The sequence below is a fragment of the Sphingomonas sp. MMS24-J13 genome (assembly GCF_044905095.1).
Classification (GTDB): Bacteria; Pseudomonadota; Alphaproteobacteria; order Sphingomonadales; family Sphingomonadaceae; genus Sphingomonas_I.
The window spans coordinates 1,928,327-1,944,483 of record NZ_CP173258.1 but is presented as its reverse complement, the minus strand read 5'-3'; the positions used below and the strand labels follow the sequence as shown (position 1 = coordinate 1,944,483).

At 65.8% G+C, this 16,157-nt stretch carries 15 protein-coding genes and 2 pseudogenes; 6 read left to right on the top strand and 11 right to left on the bottom strand.

All coding sequences use genetic code 11. The features are described from left to right. Window positions 1-16: 16 nt before the first annotated feature. Window positions 17-499: a DUF6644 family protein gene (locus AB4Z44_RS09175; protein ID WP_404713735.1), complete on the top strand. Its 483-nt coding sequence runs from the start codon at window positions 17-19 to the stop codon at window positions 497-499. 121 nt (window positions 500-620) lie between these two features. On the opposite strand, the gene AB4Z44_RS09170 is transcribed toward AB4Z44_RS09175, so the two are convergent. From AB4Z44_RS09170 to AB4Z44_RS09155, 4 genes are read right to left on the bottom strand one after another with little or no spacing between them, the layout of a single operon-like run. Next, window positions 621-1,016: a DUF6152 family protein gene (locus tag AB4Z44_RS09170; protein ID WP_404713734.1), complete on the bottom strand. Its 396-nt coding sequence runs from the start codon at window positions 1,014-1,016 to the stop codon at window positions 621-623. 8 nt (window positions 1,017-1,024) lie between these two features. Further along, on the bottom strand, window positions 1,025-1,840 hold the full coding sequence (locus AB4Z44_RS09165; protein ID WP_404713733.1) for a hypothetical protein: 816 nt from the start codon (window positions 1,838-1,840) through the stop codon (window positions 1,025-1,027). An 11-nt stretch (window positions 1,841-1,851) separates the two neighbouring features. After that, window positions 1,852-2,256, bottom strand: a complete 405-nt coding sequence (locus tag AB4Z44_RS09160; protein WP_404713732.1) for a DUF6152 family protein — start codon at window positions 2,254-2,256, stop codon at window positions 1,852-1,854. 2 nt (window positions 2,257-2,258) lie between these two features. Then, a complete protein-coding gene (locus AB4Z44_RS09155; RefSeq protein ID WP_404713731.1) occupies window positions 2,259-3,110 on the bottom strand; it encodes a hypothetical protein in 852 nt (283 codons plus the stop codon). Between the two features lie 226 nt (window positions 3,111-3,336). Here AB4Z44_RS09155 and AB4Z44_RS09150 point away from each other — a divergent pair, with 226 nt between their 5' ends. Continuing rightward, window positions 3,337-4,356 carry an ABC transporter substrate-binding protein gene (locus AB4Z44_RS09150; RefSeq protein ID WP_404713730.1) on the top strand — a complete coding sequence of 340 codons (1,020 nt, stop codon included), beginning with the start codon at window positions 3,337-3,339 and terminating at the stop codon, window positions 4,354-4,356. Here AB4Z44_RS09150 and AB4Z44_RS09145 read toward each other — a convergent pair. The 5 genes from AB4Z44_RS09145 to AB4Z44_RS09125 all read right to left on the bottom strand — a co-directional run bounded on the left by AB4Z44_RS09145 (window position 4,311) and on the right by AB4Z44_RS09125 (window position 10,160). Beyond that, window positions 4,311-4,742, bottom strand: a complete 432-nt coding sequence (locus tag AB4Z44_RS09145) for a ferredoxin family protein (protein ID WP_404713729.1) — start codon at window positions 4,740-4,742, stop codon at window positions 4,311-4,313. The two genes, AB4Z44_RS09150 and AB4Z44_RS09145, sit on opposite strands and share 46 nt — an antisense overlap. After that, a complete protein-coding gene (locus AB4Z44_RS09140; RefSeq protein ID WP_404713728.1) occupies window positions 4,739-6,334 on the bottom strand; it encodes an FAD-dependent oxidoreductase in 1,596 nt (531 codons plus the stop codon). The genes AB4Z44_RS09145 and AB4Z44_RS09140 overlap by 4 nt, the downstream gene beginning before the upstream one ends. Window positions 6,335-6,553: 219 nt before the next feature. Continuing rightward, window positions 6,554-7,483, bottom strand: coding sequence for an ABC transporter substrate-binding protein (locus AB4Z44_RS09135; protein WP_404713727.1), 930 nt, complete (start codon window positions 7,481-7,483; stop codon window positions 6,554-6,556). Between the two features lie 5 nt (window positions 7,484-7,488). Further along, the gene (locus AB4Z44_RS09130) at window positions 7,489-8,712 is read right to left on the bottom strand and encodes a dipeptidase (RefSeq protein ID WP_404713726.1); all 1,224 of its coding nucleotides are present in this window, start codon (window positions 8,710-8,712) and stop codon (window positions 7,489-7,491) included. 95 nt (window positions 8,713-8,807) lie between these two features. Beyond that, window positions 8,808-10,160 (bottom strand): LLM class flavin-dependent oxidoreductase, encoded by a 1,353-nt coding sequence (locus tag AB4Z44_RS09125; protein WP_404713725.1) that lies wholly within the window; start codon window positions 10,158-10,160, stop codon window positions 8,808-8,810. 265 nt (window positions 10,161-10,425) lie between these two features. On the opposite strand from AB4Z44_RS09125, the gene AB4Z44_RS09120 reads away from it, so the two are divergent. The 4 genes and pseudogenes from AB4Z44_RS09120 to AB4Z44_RS09105 form a co-directional block, all read left to right on the top strand. Continuing rightward, window positions 10,426-11,604 carry an acyl-CoA dehydrogenase family protein gene (locus AB4Z44_RS09120; RefSeq protein WP_404713724.1) on the top strand — a complete coding sequence of 393 codons (1,179 nt, stop codon included), beginning with the start codon at window positions 10,426-10,428 and terminating at the stop codon, window positions 11,602-11,604. Between the two features lie 235 nt (window positions 11,605-11,839). Beyond that, window positions 11,840-12,523, top strand: coding sequence for an ABC transporter substrate-binding protein (locus tag AB4Z44_RS09115; protein WP_404713723.1), 684 nt, complete (start codon window positions 11,840-11,842; stop codon window positions 12,521-12,523). Beyond that, on the top strand, window positions 12,520-14,811 hold the full coding sequence (locus AB4Z44_RS09110; RefSeq protein WP_404713722.1) for a molybdopterin-dependent oxidoreductase: 2,292 nt from the start codon (window positions 12,520-12,522) through the stop codon (window positions 14,809-14,811). The genes AB4Z44_RS09115 and AB4Z44_RS09110 overlap by 4 nt, the downstream gene beginning before the upstream one ends. A 425-nt stretch (window positions 14,812-15,236) precedes the next feature. Beyond that, a pseudogene (locus tag AB4Z44_RS09105) lies at window positions 15,237-15,610 on the top strand (type I restriction endonuclease); the annotation flags it as partial. A gap of 48 nt (window positions 15,611-15,658) precedes the next feature. On the opposite strand, the pseudogene AB4Z44_RS09100 reads toward AB4Z44_RS09105, so the two are convergent. Together AB4Z44_RS09100 and AB4Z44_RS09095 are read right to left on the bottom strand one after the other, a co-directional pair. Beyond that, window positions 15,659-15,925: pseudogene (locus tag AB4Z44_RS09100) on the bottom strand (hypothetical protein); the annotation flags it as partial. After that, a complete protein-coding gene (locus AB4Z44_RS09095) occupies window positions 15,867-16,151 on the bottom strand; it encodes an EamA family transporter (RefSeq protein ID WP_404713721.1) in 285 nt (94 codons plus the stop codon). The gene AB4Z44_RS09095 and the pseudogene AB4Z44_RS09100, both read right to left, overlap by 59 nt. Window positions 16,152-16,157: the final 6 nt, after the last annotated feature.

Sequence of the window (16,157 nt, the reverse complement as noted above, 5' to 3'; positions counted from 1 at the left end):
CGAGGACCATCACGCCTTGAGCCTGCAAGATTTCGCGACCTGGCTGTCGGAAACCCGGCTGTCGATGGCGCTGACCAATTCCCCCGCCGCCTTTCCCGCGATCGAATCGCTTCATGTCATCGCGATCGCCCTGGTGGTGGGATCGATCATGATCGTCGATCTGCGACTGGTCGGTCTCGCCTCGCGCGACCGCGATCCACGCGATCTGATCCGCGCGGTGCTGCCTGTGACGTGGATCGCGTTCGTGATCGCCGCGATTACCGGCGGATTGCTCTTCACCGCCAATCCGATCAGCTATTCGGCGAACTTCTACTTTCTCGGCAAGTTGATCCTGCTGGTGCTGGCCGGGCTCAACATGATCGGATTCCATCTCTTCGCGCACCGCCATCTCGATCGCGAGGGAGCGGTGCTGCCGAAGCTTTCGGGCGGGGCGTCTTTGCTGCTGTGGGTGGTGATCGTCGCGTTCGGGCGGTGGATCGGGTTCACGTTGTCGCAGTGAGGGTTTGCCAATCCCGTCATTCCCGCGGAGGCGGGAATCCATAAACTCTAACCTTCCGAATTATTTGTGAGCTTCAGAGATAGGGATCCCCGCCTTCGCGGGGATGACGGATTGGATAATCTCACCTCTCCCCATTCTTCTCGATATCGATCAACCGCGCCACCAGCACCTGACCGGTCGAAACCAGCGTCAGCTTGCGAAAGCCGCCGCCTTTCTGGCCGTCGCGCAACGGATTGACCTCGACCGTCACCTTGTCGCCGGGCGCCAGCGATTTACGGGTCCAGCCGAGCCGTGTGAGGTTGCCGGGGCTCGTCAATTCGACAGCCCACAATTCGGGTGCCGCGCCGGGATGATCCGCCAGTACGAACAGGGACACGTGCGGATTGACCCAGCGGAATTCCTTGATCGTGCCGTTGAGGGTCACGGTCCTGGCCGGATCGAACATCGCGAAGCTGTGATGCGCGCTCGCCGGCGCGGCGAATGCGAAAACGAGCAGGGGCAGGATGATCTTATGCATGCGATATCTCATTTTCCGGGGGTGGGCAGGATATTGCCGTTCTGCTGGAAGGCGGGCTCGAAGATGGCATTGCCCCATGGGTCGGTCGCATCGCGGAAATCGCCCTGGCGGCAAACTCCTTCGACGATTTCGTGGCTGCGCTGCCGCTTGCGATAGTAAAGCCGCCGTGTCGTCCACGGGCGGGTCAGGATCTTCGGCGCGTCGATCGTGAGATCGAAGGCGAGGGTGTCGGGCGCGGTCAGGTGGACGCGCTGGGTGATGTGCATGTCGCCATTGTTGGGAATGCCGACCGCCTCGCTCACCGCCAGATAGACTTGCGGGAGGATCGCGATCGTATCGGTCACCAAAGCATCACCCTCCCAATGGCCGATCGTCTCGCCGTGGAAGCTGGGATCAGGGTCGGGCGAGTGGGGGCGCCCGTCGGTCCAGATGCGGAGCAGCCGGTTGCCGTCGGACTCGCCCAGCAACGTGACGCGGCCGGGGGTGAACAATATCTCCATCGCATTGTGCGAGATCAGGATCAGGCTCGGCATGCCGTGCGGCAGGCAATCGAGCAGCAGGCCCTTGGGTCGACCGGCCTGTTCCTCGGCGACCCAGTGATCGACCTGCTTCTGGATCTCCGGTTTCCACGGCACCGGGTTGGTCTTGATCTGGGCATTCTGATCGGTGACGTCGGGTGACCATGTGCCGCTCCAGTCGGGCAGGCGGGCGAGCGCCGCCCATTCGGCTGCGGTCGGCGCCGGCTTGATTGGATCGGACGGTGGAGCCGCGACCGCGGCGCAGGCGAACGACGCCGCGCCGGCGAGCAGGATGATCTTGCGCACCAGGGAATCCCTCATTTGGCGGCGGGATCGTTGGTGCCGCCGGGAACCGGGCCGACCGTCAGCACCTTGCCGGTGCGGACGAGGACGGCCCGCTTGAAACTGCCCGACCGGCGCCCGTCGCGGATCGGATCGATATCGACGCGGATCTTGTCGCCCGGCGCGACCGTGGTGCGCGACCAGCCCATCTTGCCGAGATTGCCCGGGCTGGTCGGCAGTTCGACCGACCACAGCCCGGCGTCATAGGGGCCGACCTTGCCGGCCCGGACCCACAGGATCACGTGAGGCGCAGTCCATTGCAGCGTCTCGATGGTGCCATCGATCGTCATCCTTTTGGCCGGATCGAACATCGCGAAGCTGTGATGGGCCAGCGCGGGGGCCGCACTCATGAGCGCGCCGGCAAGGAGGATAGGTCGCATCGTCACTGGTGTCCCGTTGTGGTGGGCTGATCGGGTGGCACGGGCGCACCGCCGGGATCCTTGGGGATCGGCGCGAACACGGCATTGCCGTGCGCGTCCTTGCTTTCGAGGAAGTCGCCCTGGCGGCAGGAGGATTTGACGAAATCATATTGGCGCTCGCGATGGCGCGTGAAGCTGCGCACCGCCTTCCACGGCGCGGCGAGCACCTTCGGCGCGGTCACCTCGATCTCTTGCCGCAAGGTGTTCGCATCGATCAGGGTGATCCGCTCGCGCACATGCATGTCGCCATTGTTGGGGATACCGACGCCCTGGCCCATCGGGATATAGACCTCGGGCAGGAAGCCGATCGTATCGATCACCAGGCTGTTGCCCTCCCAATGGCCGATCGAATGGCCGCTGAACGTGGGATCGGGATCGGGCGGGTGGCCGCGCCCATCGGTCCAGATGCGGCGCAGGCGATTGCCGTCGAACTCGCCGAGGATCGTGACCCGTCCCGGCGTGACCAGGAACTCGACCGAATTGAGCGTCTGGGTGACCGAACTCGGCAGGCCCTCGGGCAGGCAATTGATGTATATATTCTGCGGCCGGCCACTTTCCTCAAGCTTCTGGAGCGCCGCGACCTGCTGCGCGATCTCGGGCTTCCATGGCGGGGCGGTGGTGCTGCCCGGCGGGAATTTGTCCATCGGCCCGGGCGTCCATACCCCGCTGAGATCGGGCAGGCGGGCGATATCGGCCCAGCTCTGCGCGGTCGGCGCGGAATTGCGCGCGTCGCCATAGGCGCTCTGAGCGCCAGCCGCCGACACGACAAGCGCGGTGCCGATCTCCAGAAGTGAAAGTCGATGAGATATTCTCATAAGACTATGGATAATCCAAATATAAGATCAATCATTCGATCAATTGGATTGTTCGTAACAAGAATGCATGACGAAGATAAATCGATAATGCCGCGGCGATTGGAAGTTTTTCTAATCCGGTCGCCACGATAACTACGTGGCGGCGGCGTGCCGAAACGGAGAGCCTGCGGGTGAACGTCGTCGTCCGCGCCGTGCATTTCGATTCCCCGCAGCCGGAGAGAAGATCATGCCGTCCGAGCACGCTTATCCGTCGGTCCCCCGTCGCTGGTGGGGGCTCGCCGCACTCCTGATCGTGGTGGTCGTCGTGGCGTTGCTCGTCTGGCGGACGGAGCGGCCTGCGACCAAAGCCGCCAGCCGGCCGGTGCTGATCGTCGGGGATCAGCGCGGCGGCGTGCAGGCTCTGCTCCGCGCGGCCGGCGAGCTGGATCATGTCCCCTACAAGCTCGATTTTGCGCTGTTCCCCGCCGCCGCGCCTTTGCTCGAGGCGCTCGGCGCCAACGCGATCGACGTCGGCGGGATCGGCGGCGCGCCGTTTGCTTTCGCGTATGCCAGTGGCCAGCCGATCAAGGCGGTGTTTGCCTATCGCGTCGATCCGGCGCGGGCGGGGCGGGCCTCGGCGATCATCGTCAGGAAGAATTCACCGCTGCACACCCTGGCCGATCTCAAGGGGCACAGGCTCGCCACGGTGCGCGGTTCGGCCGGGCAGGATCTGGCGCTCAAACTGCTAGAGAAAGCCGGGCTCGGGCCGCATGACGTCCAATGGGTCTATCTCGATAACGGGCAGGCCAAGGCGGCGCTGGGATCGGGCGCGATCGATGCCTGGTCGACGTGGGGCAGCTATGTCGGCATCGCCGCGATCGAGGACGGCGATCGCATCCTGGCGGACGGCAGCCGCCTGCCCGGCAATGTCGGCTTCTACGCCGCGAGCAACGCCGCTATCGCCGCCAAACGGCCACTGCTGAACGATTTCGTCCAGCGGCTGAGCCGTGCGCGGATCTGGGCGCGCGCGCATCCGCGCGATTATGCGGCGGTGCTCGCGAAAGAGACCGGCATTCCGTTCGAGGTCGCGCTCTTCTCGATCGAGAGCAATCTCGGCACGCCGGTAGAGATCGACGACCAGGTCGTCGCCGAGCAGCGCGAGATTTTCGAGCGCTATCGCAAGGCGGGGATCATTGCGACCGTGCCCGATCTGGCCGGGGGCTATGACCGCTCGTTCAACGAGGCGGCCAAAGGGGCGGGACACTGATCGGCCGCGCGCAGCTTCGCCCGATCCTCGTAGCGCCGCGCCGCGATCTCGGCGCCCTCGCGCAGAAGCGGCCCGAGCCGCCAGAATTCGGCGAGATGGCCTTCGCCTTCGGCCGGGCGGTCCCAGCCATAATCGTGCCGCAGCCGGCCGACATGGCCCGAGGCAAGGATTGCGGCGGGATCGATCGCCTCGGGATTGCGCTGATCGGGCGCGACATAGAGCGCGTCGGCCTCGCAATAGAGTTCGCACATGAAGCAGGTCTGGCACTGATCGAGCCGCGCGATCATGGGGACGCCGTCGGCGCCGGGATCGAACACGTGGGTCGGACAGGCGGCGACGCAATCGTTGCAGCCGGTGCAGCGCTCGGCGAAGATATGCGCGATCATGCGGCCAACTCGACGCGTTGCGGCGCTTCGGGGCGGGTCCATATCCGGTCGAGCCCGCCGATCAGCAGGCGCCTTGTCTGTTCGGGCGCAAGATCGGGAAAATCTGTGCGGACGTGCATGCCGCGGCTTTCGGTGCGGGCGAGTGCTGCGGCATTGCACCAGCGCGCGGTCGCGGTCATCGCGGCGGTCTCGCGCGCGCGGACCTGCGCTAGCCCTTCGGCATGGCTGTGCGCGCCGATCTCGTTCCATAGCCCGTCGAGCACTGCCTTGCCGGCGAGCAAGGTTGCGCCGCTGCGCCATAGCACCCGGTCATAGGCCAATGCCTCGTTCTGGATCGCCTGCACCGCTGCGCCCTCGTCGATCGAACGGGGTGAGGCGGTCGGTCGCAGGCCTGCAGCCCCCACGGCGAGCGCCCGGGCACCCACGCGGCGGCCGTCGCGCCGCGCTGTCCGCGCCGCGCCGACCCCGGCGGCGAGCCCCGATGTCAGCGCCCAGGCCGAATTCTGCGCGCCGCCGCCGCTGGTCGCGCCGGCGATCAGCTCGCGCGTGGCGGTGTCGCCCGCGGCGAACAGGCCGGGCACGGTCGTCTGGCAGTCTTCGTCGACGATGCGCAGCCCGCCCATGCCGCGGATCATGCCCTCGCCGTACAATTTCACCTCGAAGCGATCGGCGAAGATATCGAGCCCGCGCCGCTCGAACGGCGCGGGCGAGGCGGGCTGGATGCGCGGCAGGATCTGCTTGAGCAGAGCGGGCGCGTCGCTGAGATCCGCGAAGACCGGGCCGGCCAGCATCGCCTCCGCCAGCGCGCGATTATGCGCGGCGCCTTGCGGCGGGATGTCGAGTTCTCGCCCATCGGCGTCGAAGAAGCGCGCCGAGGGGTAAGGCAAGGTCCGCGTCGAATTCCACGCGGGCGATAAAGTGTAGGCGCCGGCGAATTCCATACCCGAAAGCTCGGCGCCGGCCTCGGCCGCCATCAGATAGCCGTCTCCGGTATTGGTATCGCTGCCGATCAGCCCCGATTTGAACGCGCAGCCGCCGGTCGCGAGCACCACCGCCGCCGCGCGCACGATCCACGGCTTGCGCGCGAGCCGATCGTAGCCCGCGGCGCCCGCGATCGTCCCGTCGTCATGCACGAGCAGTTCGAGCGCCGGATGATGATCGCGGATGCGCACCCCCTTGGCGATCGCATAGCGGCGCAACGCGCGCAGATATTCCGGCCCGCGCAGCCCCGAATAATAGGTCCCGCCGCGCCCGTCGGTATCGAAGGCATAATAGCCGGTCAGTTCGGGCAAGGTGCGCCAGGTCGTCTCGATGATCCGCGCCATCCATGCGCGCTCGGCGAGCCCGAAGCTGCGCGCATAGCGATCCTCGATTGCCGCCTCGCGCCGGCCCGGATCGGGCGGAACCCACCAATGGTTCGGTCCGCCGGTCGCGGTCACCCCGCTGGTGCCGACGAAGCCTTTGTCGACCAGCAGGACGTCCGCCCCCTCGCGCGCGGCGGAGACCGCCGCCCATGTCGCCGCCATGCCGCCGCCGATGATGAGGACATCCGCTTCGGCGACGGTGTTGGCTGGTGGGGGCGGGTGCGCCATTGCGAAGATCTCCGGTGAGGGGTCTTCGTAGGGCGGAGGGCTTCGGGCGAATATCGAGTGGTTCTTATAGCGACTTTGATGGTGCTGATGGGTGAGTGAGAAGACGTATTTCATCGTCACCCCGGGCTTGACCCGGGGTCCCGCTCACTTTCGACGAAACACAAGAAGCGGGACCCCGGGTCAAGCCCGGGGTGACGGAAATTTTCGGTTTCCCACCACTCACTCCAGCGGCGCATAAGCACCATCCAGCGGCTGGCTCCCCGCCAGCGCACCCGCCTTGCGGAAGTTGGCGACGACCTCACGCTCGCCCGCCTCGAGCGCGGCATCGATCGGCGTACGGACGAGCGGCTGATGCGTGACGTGGTACAAAGCGATCGCGGGCGGCAGCCCCGTCTCGCGCGCCAGCACCTTCGCATAATCCGCCGGATGCGCCTTGGCCCAGGCGTAGGCGCGCGTCTCGCGACGCAGGAAATCGGTCAGCAAGGCCTGCTTGCTCTGCGCCGATCCGGCATAAGCGACGTCGAACGCCGTGCCGCTATAATAAGACGATCCGTCGGCGATGATCCGCGCGCCGTCGGCGAGCGCGGCCGGCACGTAGGGCGACCAGGTCGACCAGGCGTCGATCGATCCGGAATCGAGCGCGGCCTTGCTGTCGGCCGGCGAGAGGAAGACGATCTGTACGTCTTTCATCGTGAGCCCGGCGGCATCGATCGCGCGCAGGATCAGATAATGGCCGATCGATCCGCGCGTCGTGGCGATGCGCTTGCCCCTGAGATCGGCGACCGTGCGGATCGGCGACGCGCGCGGCACGAGGATGTCGAGCGCGCCGGGCGGGCGCGGATGCGCGGCGAGCGCACCGACCGCCTTGATCGGCTGCCCGCTCTGATAGGCGAACTGGAACGGGGCGTCGCCCGCCATGCCGACATCGACCGCCCCGGCGCCGATCGCCTCGATCAGATTCTGCGCCGCCGGAAATTCGGACCATTCCACTTTATACGGCGCGCCGTCGAGCGTGCCCGAGGCGAGCAACAGCGCTTTCGTCCCGCCGCGCTGGCTGCCGACGCGGAGAACCGCAGTGTCGCTCGCCTGATCGTGTGGCGTGCAGCCGGCGAGCCCGGCGATCAGCAGCAGGAAAGACCGACGCCGCATCGCGCCTACTTCCGCTGCGCGACGGCGATCGCCTGCGCCCAGACACGCAGCACATTGCCGCTCCACAATTTGGCGATGTCCGCTTCATTGTAGCCGCGCCGGACGAGTTCGGCGGTGACGTTGCCGGCCTCGCCTTCATTCGCCCAGCCGATCACGCCGCCGCCATGGTTGAAGTCCGACGAGATCGCGACATGGTCGATCCCGATCCGCTTGACCGCATAATCGATCGCATCGGCCAGTTCGGCGAGGCTCGCCTTGGGTTGCTCGCCGAGCAGATCGTGGAACGCCTGATTATAGGCGGTGAGTTGCTCGGGGGTGAGGCGCGCGCCCTTGCCGTCGACGATGCCATATTGGGCCTGCAGCGCTTTCACTTTGGCGGTGACGGCCGGATCCTGCGGATGAAGATAGGCGCTGAACGCGTTGATCGCGACCACGCCGCCATTGGCCTTGATCGCATCGAGCTGGGCGTCGGTGAGGTTGCGGCCATTGTCGACCAAAGCCCGCACGTCCGAATGGCTCGCGATCACCGGCGCGCGGGTGAGGCGCAGCACATCGTCGAATGCGGCATCGCTCAGTTGCGAGACGTCGATCAGCACGCCCAGCCGGTTGAGCCGCTCCACCACCTGCCTGCCGAGCGACGACAGCCCGCCATTGCGCGACGGCCCCTCGCCGCGCGTGATCGCCGGGCGCGAGCTGTCGGCCAGCCGGTTATGCCCGGCATGGACGAGGCCGAAGATCCGCACGCCGGCCTGCTGCCAGCGGTCGATATCGTCGAGGCTGTCGACGAACGCGCCGCCATTCACCACCGTCTCGACGATCGCGAGCTTGCCCGCCGCGGCAATGCGGCGGACGTCGTCGGGCGTCAGCGCACGTTCTGCCTGGCCGGGATAATGCGCGGCGAGCCCGAAGATGATGCGATGCTTGGCCTCGGCGATGCCGCGCGCCTTGGCGAGGAAAGCGGGGCTCTCATCCTCCTGCGGCACGAACACGGCCAGCCCGACCGCCTTGATCCCGCCGCGCTTGGTCTTGGCGAGATCGAACTGGGTAGGGCCGTCGGCAGTAGCGGGTGCGCCCGGCACGTCGAAATTCGTGTCGAGATCGAGGTGGGGATCGAACGGCAATATGCGATCGTGGATCGTCTCCGCGGCTGTCGCCTGCGCATGCGCGGCCGGTGCGGCCAACGCCATCAGGGTGGCGGCGATCAAACGGACCGATCGTGCGACTGTCATTCTGGTCTCCCCGCCTGGTGATAGGGGGCGGCCACGAAAAAAAATTGCCAGTTTTTCGAATATCCGCTCGAGCAGGCCTCATAGGAGAGCGGCCGTCACTCCGCCGCGACCGCCGCGTCACGCGGCGCAAAGAATTGGTTTGCTGGTCGGGGCAGGCCGAGATGCTCGCGCAAGGTCGTGCCCGCATAGTCGCTGCGGAAGATGCCGCGCCGCTGCAACTCGGGTACGACCGTATCGACGAAATCGTCGAGCCCCTCGGGCAAATAGGGGAACATCACGTTGAACCCGTCCGAAGCGCGCTCATCGAGCCAGCGCTCCATCTCATCGGCGATCGACGCAGGCGTGCCGACGAAGGCCAGACCCGCATAGCTGCCCGCCTTGGCGGCGAGCTGGCGGATAGTGACGCCTTTCTCGCGGGCGTAGCTCAGGATCCGCTCGCGCGCGCTCTTGCTGGCATTGGTGTCGGGGATTTCAGGGAGCGGCCCGTCGGGATCGTAGCCCGAAACATCATGGCCGAGCATGCCCGACAGCGAATGGATGCCGCTGTCATAATGGACGAGGCTGTCGAGATGCGAACGCTTGGCCTGCGCCTCGGCGACGGTCTCGCCGACCACCACGAACGCCGCGGGCAGGATCTTGAGATGATCGGGATTGCGTCCGATCCGCGCCATCCGGCCCTTCACGTCCGCGTAGAAAGCCTTGCCGCTCTCGATCGTCGATTCCGCCCCGAACACGACTTCGGCGGTTTCGGCGGCAAGCTGGCGCCCCGGCTCGGATGCGCCAGCCTGGACGATCACGGGCCAGCCCTGCACCGGTCGCGCGATGTTGAGCGGCCCGCGCACCGCAAATTGCGGCCCCTTATGATCGAGCACATGCAGCCGGTCGGGATCGAAATAGATGCCGGCCTCGACATCGCGGACGAAGGCATCGTCGGCGAAACTGTCCCATAGTCCGGTGACGACATCGTAGAATTCGCGCGCACGGACGTACCGCGCGCCATGATCGGGCTGAACCTCATAGCCGAAATTGAGCGCCGAATCCGGATTGGCGGTGGTGACGATGTTCCACCCAGCCCGCCCGCCGCTCAGATGATCGAGCGAGGCGAAGCGGCGCGCGACATGGAAGGGCTCGTCGAACGTGGTCGATGCGGTCGCGACCAGCCCGATCCGCTCGGTCGCGCCGGCCAAAGCCGAGAGCAAGGTGAAGGGTTCGAACGACGTGACGGTATGGCTCCGCTTGAGCGCCTCGACCGGCAGGTTGAGCACGCCCAGATGGTCCGCCATGAAAAACGCGTCGAACTTCCCATGCTCGAGTTTCCGGGCGAAGCGCTTGAGCGCGGGGAAGTTGAAATTGGCGTCGGGGATCGCGCCGGGATAACGCCATGCGCCGGTATGGATGCTGACGGGCCGCATGAAGGCGCCGAGATGCAGTTGACGGGATCGTGCCATGCTGGTCTCCACCGCCGCCTTAGCCATTGGCGGCCCTTTCGGATTGGCAGATGGGGAGGCGGGTCGCGCGCGCAATATTCCGCTCCGGGCAATAGAGAATCTTGTCAGGCTACCGATTGCGCCAAACCTATGGAAACGTTGCGACTTCCGCCGCAGGCGATGATCCAATGAGCTTTGTAAATGAGGCCGTGAGCATATCTCCATTGAACAGATCGGCTTATGACCGGCTGACGGTGCCATCATCCAGACGCAGGTTCGATCGATCATGACCGCGACGCTCGCTTTTTCCCGCCCGGCCTCCGTGCCGCCGGTGCCGCAATCGGTGCTCGACAGCGTCACGCGGCGTCTCGCCCAAACCGCGGAAGCGTTCGATCGCAGCGCCGAATTTCCCCGTACGAATTTCGATATCCTGGCCGAGGAGGGCTTGATCGGGCTGACCGTCTCGCCCGAACTCGGCGGGCGCGGAGCGGGGCTGGCCGAGGCGTTGCGCGTGCTGGGCGCGGTCGCGCGCGGAGAGCCTTCGACCGCCCTGATCCTGTTCATGACCTATGGCTATCACGGCCAGCCGACCCGCGCGCAAAGCTGGCCGGCGCATATCTACGAAACCCTTGCGCGGCAGGCGGTTGCGGGCGGCGGGCTGATCGGCGGACTGCGGGTCGAGCCGGAGCTGGGCACCCCGCTGCGCGGCGGCATGCCGGCAACGATCGCGCGGCGGACGGTCGACGGCTGGGCGATTTCGGGCTCCAAGATCTATTCGACCGGATCGACCGGGCTTTCCTGGTATGCGGTCTGGGCGCGTACCGACGAACCCGAGCCGCGGGTCGGCAACTTCCTCGTCGCGGCCGACAGCCCCGGCATCACGATCGTCCCCGCCTGGGATCATCTCGGCATGCGCGCCACCGTGAGCCACGAGGTGGTGTTCGCCGATACGCCGACCCCGCTCGATCATGCGGTCGACGTGCGCGCGCCCGCCGAGTGGAAGCCCAAGACGAGCGATACCGCCGCCGGCCTGTGGAACGCGCTCGCCATCTCGGCCATCTATGATGGCGTGGCGTGGTCGGCGCGCGACTGGCTGGTCGATTATCTGAAGTCGCGCGTGCCCGGCAATCTCGGCGCGCCGCTTGCCACCCTGCCGCGTGTGCAGGAGAAGATGGGTGAGATCGAGGCCTTGCTTCAGGTCAACCGCACCCTGCTCGAAACCGCGGCCGAACACGCCGATGCCGGCCATCCGCCCAGCGCGATCGAGGCCAACAACATCAAATATATCGCGACCGCGAACGCGATCCGCGCGGTCGAGATCGGGCTGGAGCTCACGGGCAACCCGGGGCTGAGCCGCAAGAACCCGCTGGAGCGCCATTATCGTGATGTGCTGTGCAGCCGGATCCACAGCCCGCAGACCGACACGATCCTGGTGGCCAGCGGGAAGGCGGCGTTCGGGCTTTGAGTAACCGGCATACGTATTGCCGTCATTCCCCGCGCAGGCGGGACACCATAAACTCCGGACCTTTTGAGAATACCGATTCCCGCCGCCGAGGGAATGACGTGCTGGTTTGCGCATGATGCGGCCAGCTATGAGCCGCCGCCCCGCCCCTATTGGAAAAGCCAAATTATCGGGATCGCCCGCTGCCATTAGGCACGATCCGCAACATTTCGGTCGTCAGCATATCGGAAATCCACCCATGCCGTTCGCACGCGATCCATCGCTCGCGCTGTCCCGCCGGAGCCTGTTGGGCTTCGGCACGGTGGGGTTGCTTGCGGCATGCCATCGCGGTGCGGCGGCCGGCCCCGACACCCTGTTCGTGGGCGATCAGCGCGGCGGATCACAGGTGGTGCTGCGCGCGTCGAACAATCTGAACGATCTTCCCTACAGGATCGAATGGTCCGCCTTTCCCAATGCCGCGCCACTGCTGGAGGCGCTCAATGCGGGTGCGATCGATACCGGGGTCGGGGGTGATGCCGCCTTCATCTTCGCGATCGGATCGGGCGCCGCCATCAAGGCGATCGGGGCCGGGAAATCGGACGGGATCGGCCCGGTGCTGGTGGTGCCTAAGGATTCACCGATCCGCACGATCGCCGATCTGCCCGGCCGCAAGATCGCCACTCCCAAAGGATCGGTCAGCCACAATTTCGTGCTCGCCGCACTCGAATTGCACGGCCATCCGCTCGACAGCGTGAAGTTCGTGTTCATGTCCCCATCGGACGGCAATGCCGCGCTGGAAAGCGGGGCGGTCGATGGCTGGGCGATCTGGGATCCGAACGCCGCGATCGCCGAGCAGCAGAAGACCGCCGATCGTTACCTGCGCGCTGGCCTGATCAGCCAGCGGATCGACGTCCGGCGCGGTTTCGACAAGAGCTTCTCTTGAGCGGACGCCGTTACTCGGCTGCCCATTGGGGCGTCTATGAAGTCGAGCAGGGGCCCGACGGCGCGGACCCGATCCTCAAGCCGCTGGCGATCGATCCCGATCCCAATCCGATCGGGCGCGATCAGCTCGACCCTTCGGTGACCGCGTTGCGCGTCGCGCGCCCGGCGGTGCGCCGGAGCTGGCTGAAGGGCCGCAGGGAGGGCGCGCTGCGTGGGCACGAGCCGTTCGTCGAGGTCGATTGGGAGGTGGCGCTCGATCTGGCCGCCGGTGAGATCGCCCGCGTTCGCGCCACCCACGGCAACGAGGCGATCTTCGGGGGCTCCTATGGCTGGGCGAGCGCCGGGCGGTTCCACCATGCGCAGAGCCACCTCCACCGCTTCTACAATATGATCGGCGGCTATGTGCGTAGCGTGGATACGTACAGCCTCGGCGCGGGGCGCGCGTTGCTGCCCTACATCGTCACCGACATCGAGGACTCCAATGCTTCGCACACGTCATGGGACGTACTGGCCGAGCATAGCGCATTATTCGTCAGCTTCGGTGGCGTCCCGCTGAAGAACGGGCAGGTCTCGTCGAGCGGGGCAGGGCGCCACCGGATGCGCGACGGCCTGCGCCGGCTGCGCGAGGCGGGCGCACGGATCGTCAATATCGGACCGGTCGGCGACAATCTGGGCGACGGCGACGCGAGCGAGTGGATTCCGATCCGCCCGAATACCGATACGGCGATGATGCTTGCGCTGGCATGGGTCGTGCTGCACGATCCGCGCTTCGATCGTGGTTTCATCGATAGCCATACGGTCGGGTTCGATCGCTTCCTGCCTTATCTTATCGGCACGGCGGACGGGGTGCCTAAGACGCCCGCCTGGGCTGCCGCGATCACCGGTGTGCCGGCCGAACGGATCGAAGCACTGGGTGCGGAGATGCTCGGCAAGCGCACGATGCTCAACGCCGCCTGGGCGCTTCAGCGCGCGGCGCATGGCGAGCAGCCTTACTGGATGCTCATCACGCTCGCGGCGATGCTCGGCCAGATCGGGCTGCCGGGCGGCGGTTATGGCCTCGGCTATGGCGCGATGAATCTGATCGGCAGCAGGCATGCCCATTTCAAGGGGCCGTTCCTGCCGCAGGGCCAGAACCCGATCGCGACTTTCATCCCGGTGGCGCGCATTGCCGATATGCTGCTCGGGCCGGGTGGACATTTCACCTATCGGGGCGCGACCCATACCTATCCCGATATCCGCCTGCTCCACTGGGCGGGCGGCAATCCCTTCCACCACCATCAGGATCTGAACCGGCTGCGCAAGGCGTGGGCGAAGCCCGAGACGATCATCGTCCACGAACAATATTGGACGCCGTCGGCGCGCCACGCCGATATCGTACTGCCCGCGACGATCAGCCTCGAACGTGACGATATCGGCTTCGCCACGCGCGAGGGGCTGGTCGTCGCGATGCGTCGGGCGGTCGCGCCGCAGGGCGAGGCGCGCGACGATTTCGCGATCTTCACCGATCTGGCGCGGCGGCTGGGTGTCAACGAGGATTATGGCGAGGGGCTCGATGCGCCGGGCTGGCTGCGGCGCATGTATGAGGAAAGCCGTCTGCGCGCCGTCGCGACGGGGATCGACCTGCCCGATTTCGACGCCTTCTGGGAGCAGGGGCTGATCGACCTCGCCGCGCACGACAAACCGCATGTCATGCATCAGGATTTCCGGCGCGATCCGGTCGCGCATCCGCTGCGGACGGTCTCAGGCAAGATCGAAATATTCTGTGAACGCATCGCCGGCTTCGGGCTGGAGGATTGCCCCGGTCATCCGGTGTGGCGCGAGCCGTTCGAATGGCTCGGCCACGATCTGGCGCAGCGATTCCCGTTCCACCTCCTGTCCGATCAGCCGCAGCGACGCCTGCACAGCCAGCTCGATCTCACGCCCTACAGCCGCGGCGGAAAGATCCAGGCGCGCGAGCCGGTCTATCTCAATCGCGGCGATGCGGCCGCGCGCGGGATCGCCGACGGCGACGTCGTCGAGCTATTCAACGATCGCGGGCGCTGCCTTGCGGGGGCGATCCTGAGCGACGCGATCATGCCCGGCGTGGCGCGGCTCGCGACCGGCGCCTGGTTCGATCCGGGTGAGGATATCGAGCGGCACGGCAACCCCAACACGCTGACCCTCGATCGCGGCGCGTCCAGCTTTTCGCAGGGTTGCGTCGCGCAGACCTGTCTGGTCGATATCCGCCGCCACGACGGGCGGCCGCCGCGGGTCAGGGTATTTGATCGGCCGGATTTATTGCCGCTGTAGCTGTACGAGTTGCCTGCGGTCGCTGTCGCCCGAAATGGCCTGGGCAACCACGCCTTTAGAACGGCTACGTGGCTGGTCACGTATCTGCCCGGATTTCGCTGGACGGTATAACGTAAAATCGGCTGAAAACAGCCACTTCCGAGACGTTCGTGGACGTCCTCGGAAGCCAGAAGAGGAGACTTAATGGACGCCCAAGCAGTTGACTTCAAAGCGCGATTTTCATCGCCTTCTCGCTAAAACACACAGTTGCAGCCACAATCAGTCGTGCAACCTATTCCACATGCGAACGGCCAACTTGAGGACATAGCTGACTGTCGGCTTCAGCACATTCCATCCAGGAAACCAGACATTTCTGCATCGGATGTCGTTTCTGGCAATCGTTCGTTGCCATGCGCGACTGCCCTCGGCAAAACACTGGCTGAATGATGGTCACGGAAGCAGATATCTGTCGCAAACTGATAGTTCCTCGCCTGCAGGCATCTGGTGGGACGATGCGCCGTACGCGATTCAGGAACAGCGCACATTCACTGACGGGCGGGTCATGTTCGTCGGCGGCGCACCACGCCGCGGGCAGAAAAGAGGGCCGACTATATCCTGCGCTACCGGCCGGATTATCCCATCGCTGTGATTGAGGCGAAGGCCGGTTATCGCTCAGCACAGGATGGTGTGCAGCAGGCGCGGGACTATGCCGAGGTGTTAGGCCTGCGCTTCGCCTATTCGAGCAACGGGCACGAGATTATCGAAATCGATGGTGGCGGGGACAGAAGCCATCCGCGCCGACTTCCCCACCCCCGAGAAGGGCAGACAGCACCAAGGCGATGACCGGTGCGGCGTAGTTGAAGGTGTTGGCGAGCGTCGACGAAACGCGGACGTTGAGCATTAGGAAAACGGCGTAACCAATCAATGTGCTCGCCCCGACGAGAAACGCTAGCGCGCCCCATCCTTCCAGCGGAACGCGTGCCAGATCGGTGCTCGCGGTGATCCCCGTCAGGGTTACGATCACTGCCAGCACGACGCCCGCCGCGGCCAACTGGACGGTGAGCGCGATCACGGGATCACGGGGTTGCGGCAGCCGTGGAGCGCGCAACGATCCGGCTGCCCAAGCCGCCGACACGGCGATTGTGAGAAGCCGCGCCAACGAGCTTCAAATCGCCGCTGGCCGCGGACGTCCAGCCCATCAGAGCGAGCCCGACGAAGCCGGTGGCGACGCCGCCGAGCTGCCGAAGGGTCAACGGTTCATGAAACACGGCCCATGCGAACAATGCGAGGAACAGCGGCGACGACGAGCCGAGCACCGCGGCCACCCCCGCTGGAAGGAAGTGCGTACCCCAGATCGCCATCGCTTG

What these genes read in the sequence shown, in the direction of transcription:
- AB4Z44_RS09170 (WP_404713734.1), bottom strand. Translation starts at nt 1,016, where the DNA reads ATGCATAAGATCATCCTGCCCCTGCTCGTTTTCGCATTCGCCGCGCCG.
- AB4Z44_RS09160 (WP_404713732.1), bottom strand. Translation starts at nt 2,256, where the DNA reads ATGCGACCTATCCTCCTTGCCGGCGCGCTCATGAGTGCGGCCCCCGCG.
- AB4Z44_RS09155 (WP_404713731.1), bottom strand. Translation starts at nt 3,110, where the DNA reads ATGAGAATATCTCATCGACTTTCACTTCTGGAGATCGGCACCGCGCTT.
- AB4Z44_RS09150 (WP_404713730.1), top strand. Translation starts at nt 3,337, where the DNA reads ATGCCGTCCGAGCACGCTTATCCGTCGGTCCCCCGTCGCTGGTGGGGG.
- AB4Z44_RS09145 (WP_404713729.1), bottom strand. Translation starts at nt 4,742, where the DNA reads ATGATCGCGCATATCTTCGCCGAGCGCTGCACCGGCTGCAACGATTGC.
- AB4Z44_RS09140 (WP_404713728.1), bottom strand. Translation starts at nt 6,334, where the DNA reads ATGGCGCACCCGCCCCCACCAGCCAACACCGTCGCCGAAGCGGATGTC.
- AB4Z44_RS09135 (WP_404713727.1), bottom strand. Translation starts at nt 7,483, where the DNA reads ATGCGGCGTCGGTCTTTCCTGCTGCTGATCGCCGGGCTCGCCGGCTGC.
- AB4Z44_RS09130 (WP_404713726.1), bottom strand. Translation starts at nt 8,712, where the DNA reads ATGACAGTCGCACGATCGGTCCGTTTGATCGCCGCCACCCTGATGGCG.
- AB4Z44_RS09125 (WP_404713725.1), bottom strand. Translation starts at nt 10,160, where the DNA reads ATGGCACGATCCCGTCAACTGCATCTCGGCGCCTTCATGCGGCCCGTC.
- AB4Z44_RS09120 (WP_404713724.1), top strand. Translation starts at nt 10,426, where the DNA reads ATGACCGCGACGCTCGCTTTTTCCCGCCCGGCCTCCGTGCCGCCGGTG.
- AB4Z44_RS09115 (WP_404713723.1), top strand. Translation starts at nt 11,840, where the DNA reads ATGCCGTTCGCACGCGATCCATCGCTCGCGCTGTCCCGCCGGAGCCTG.
- AB4Z44_RS09095 (WP_404713721.1), bottom strand. Translation starts at nt 16,151, where the DNA reads ATGGCGATCTGGGGTACGCACTTCCTTCCAGCGGGGGTGGCCGCGGTG.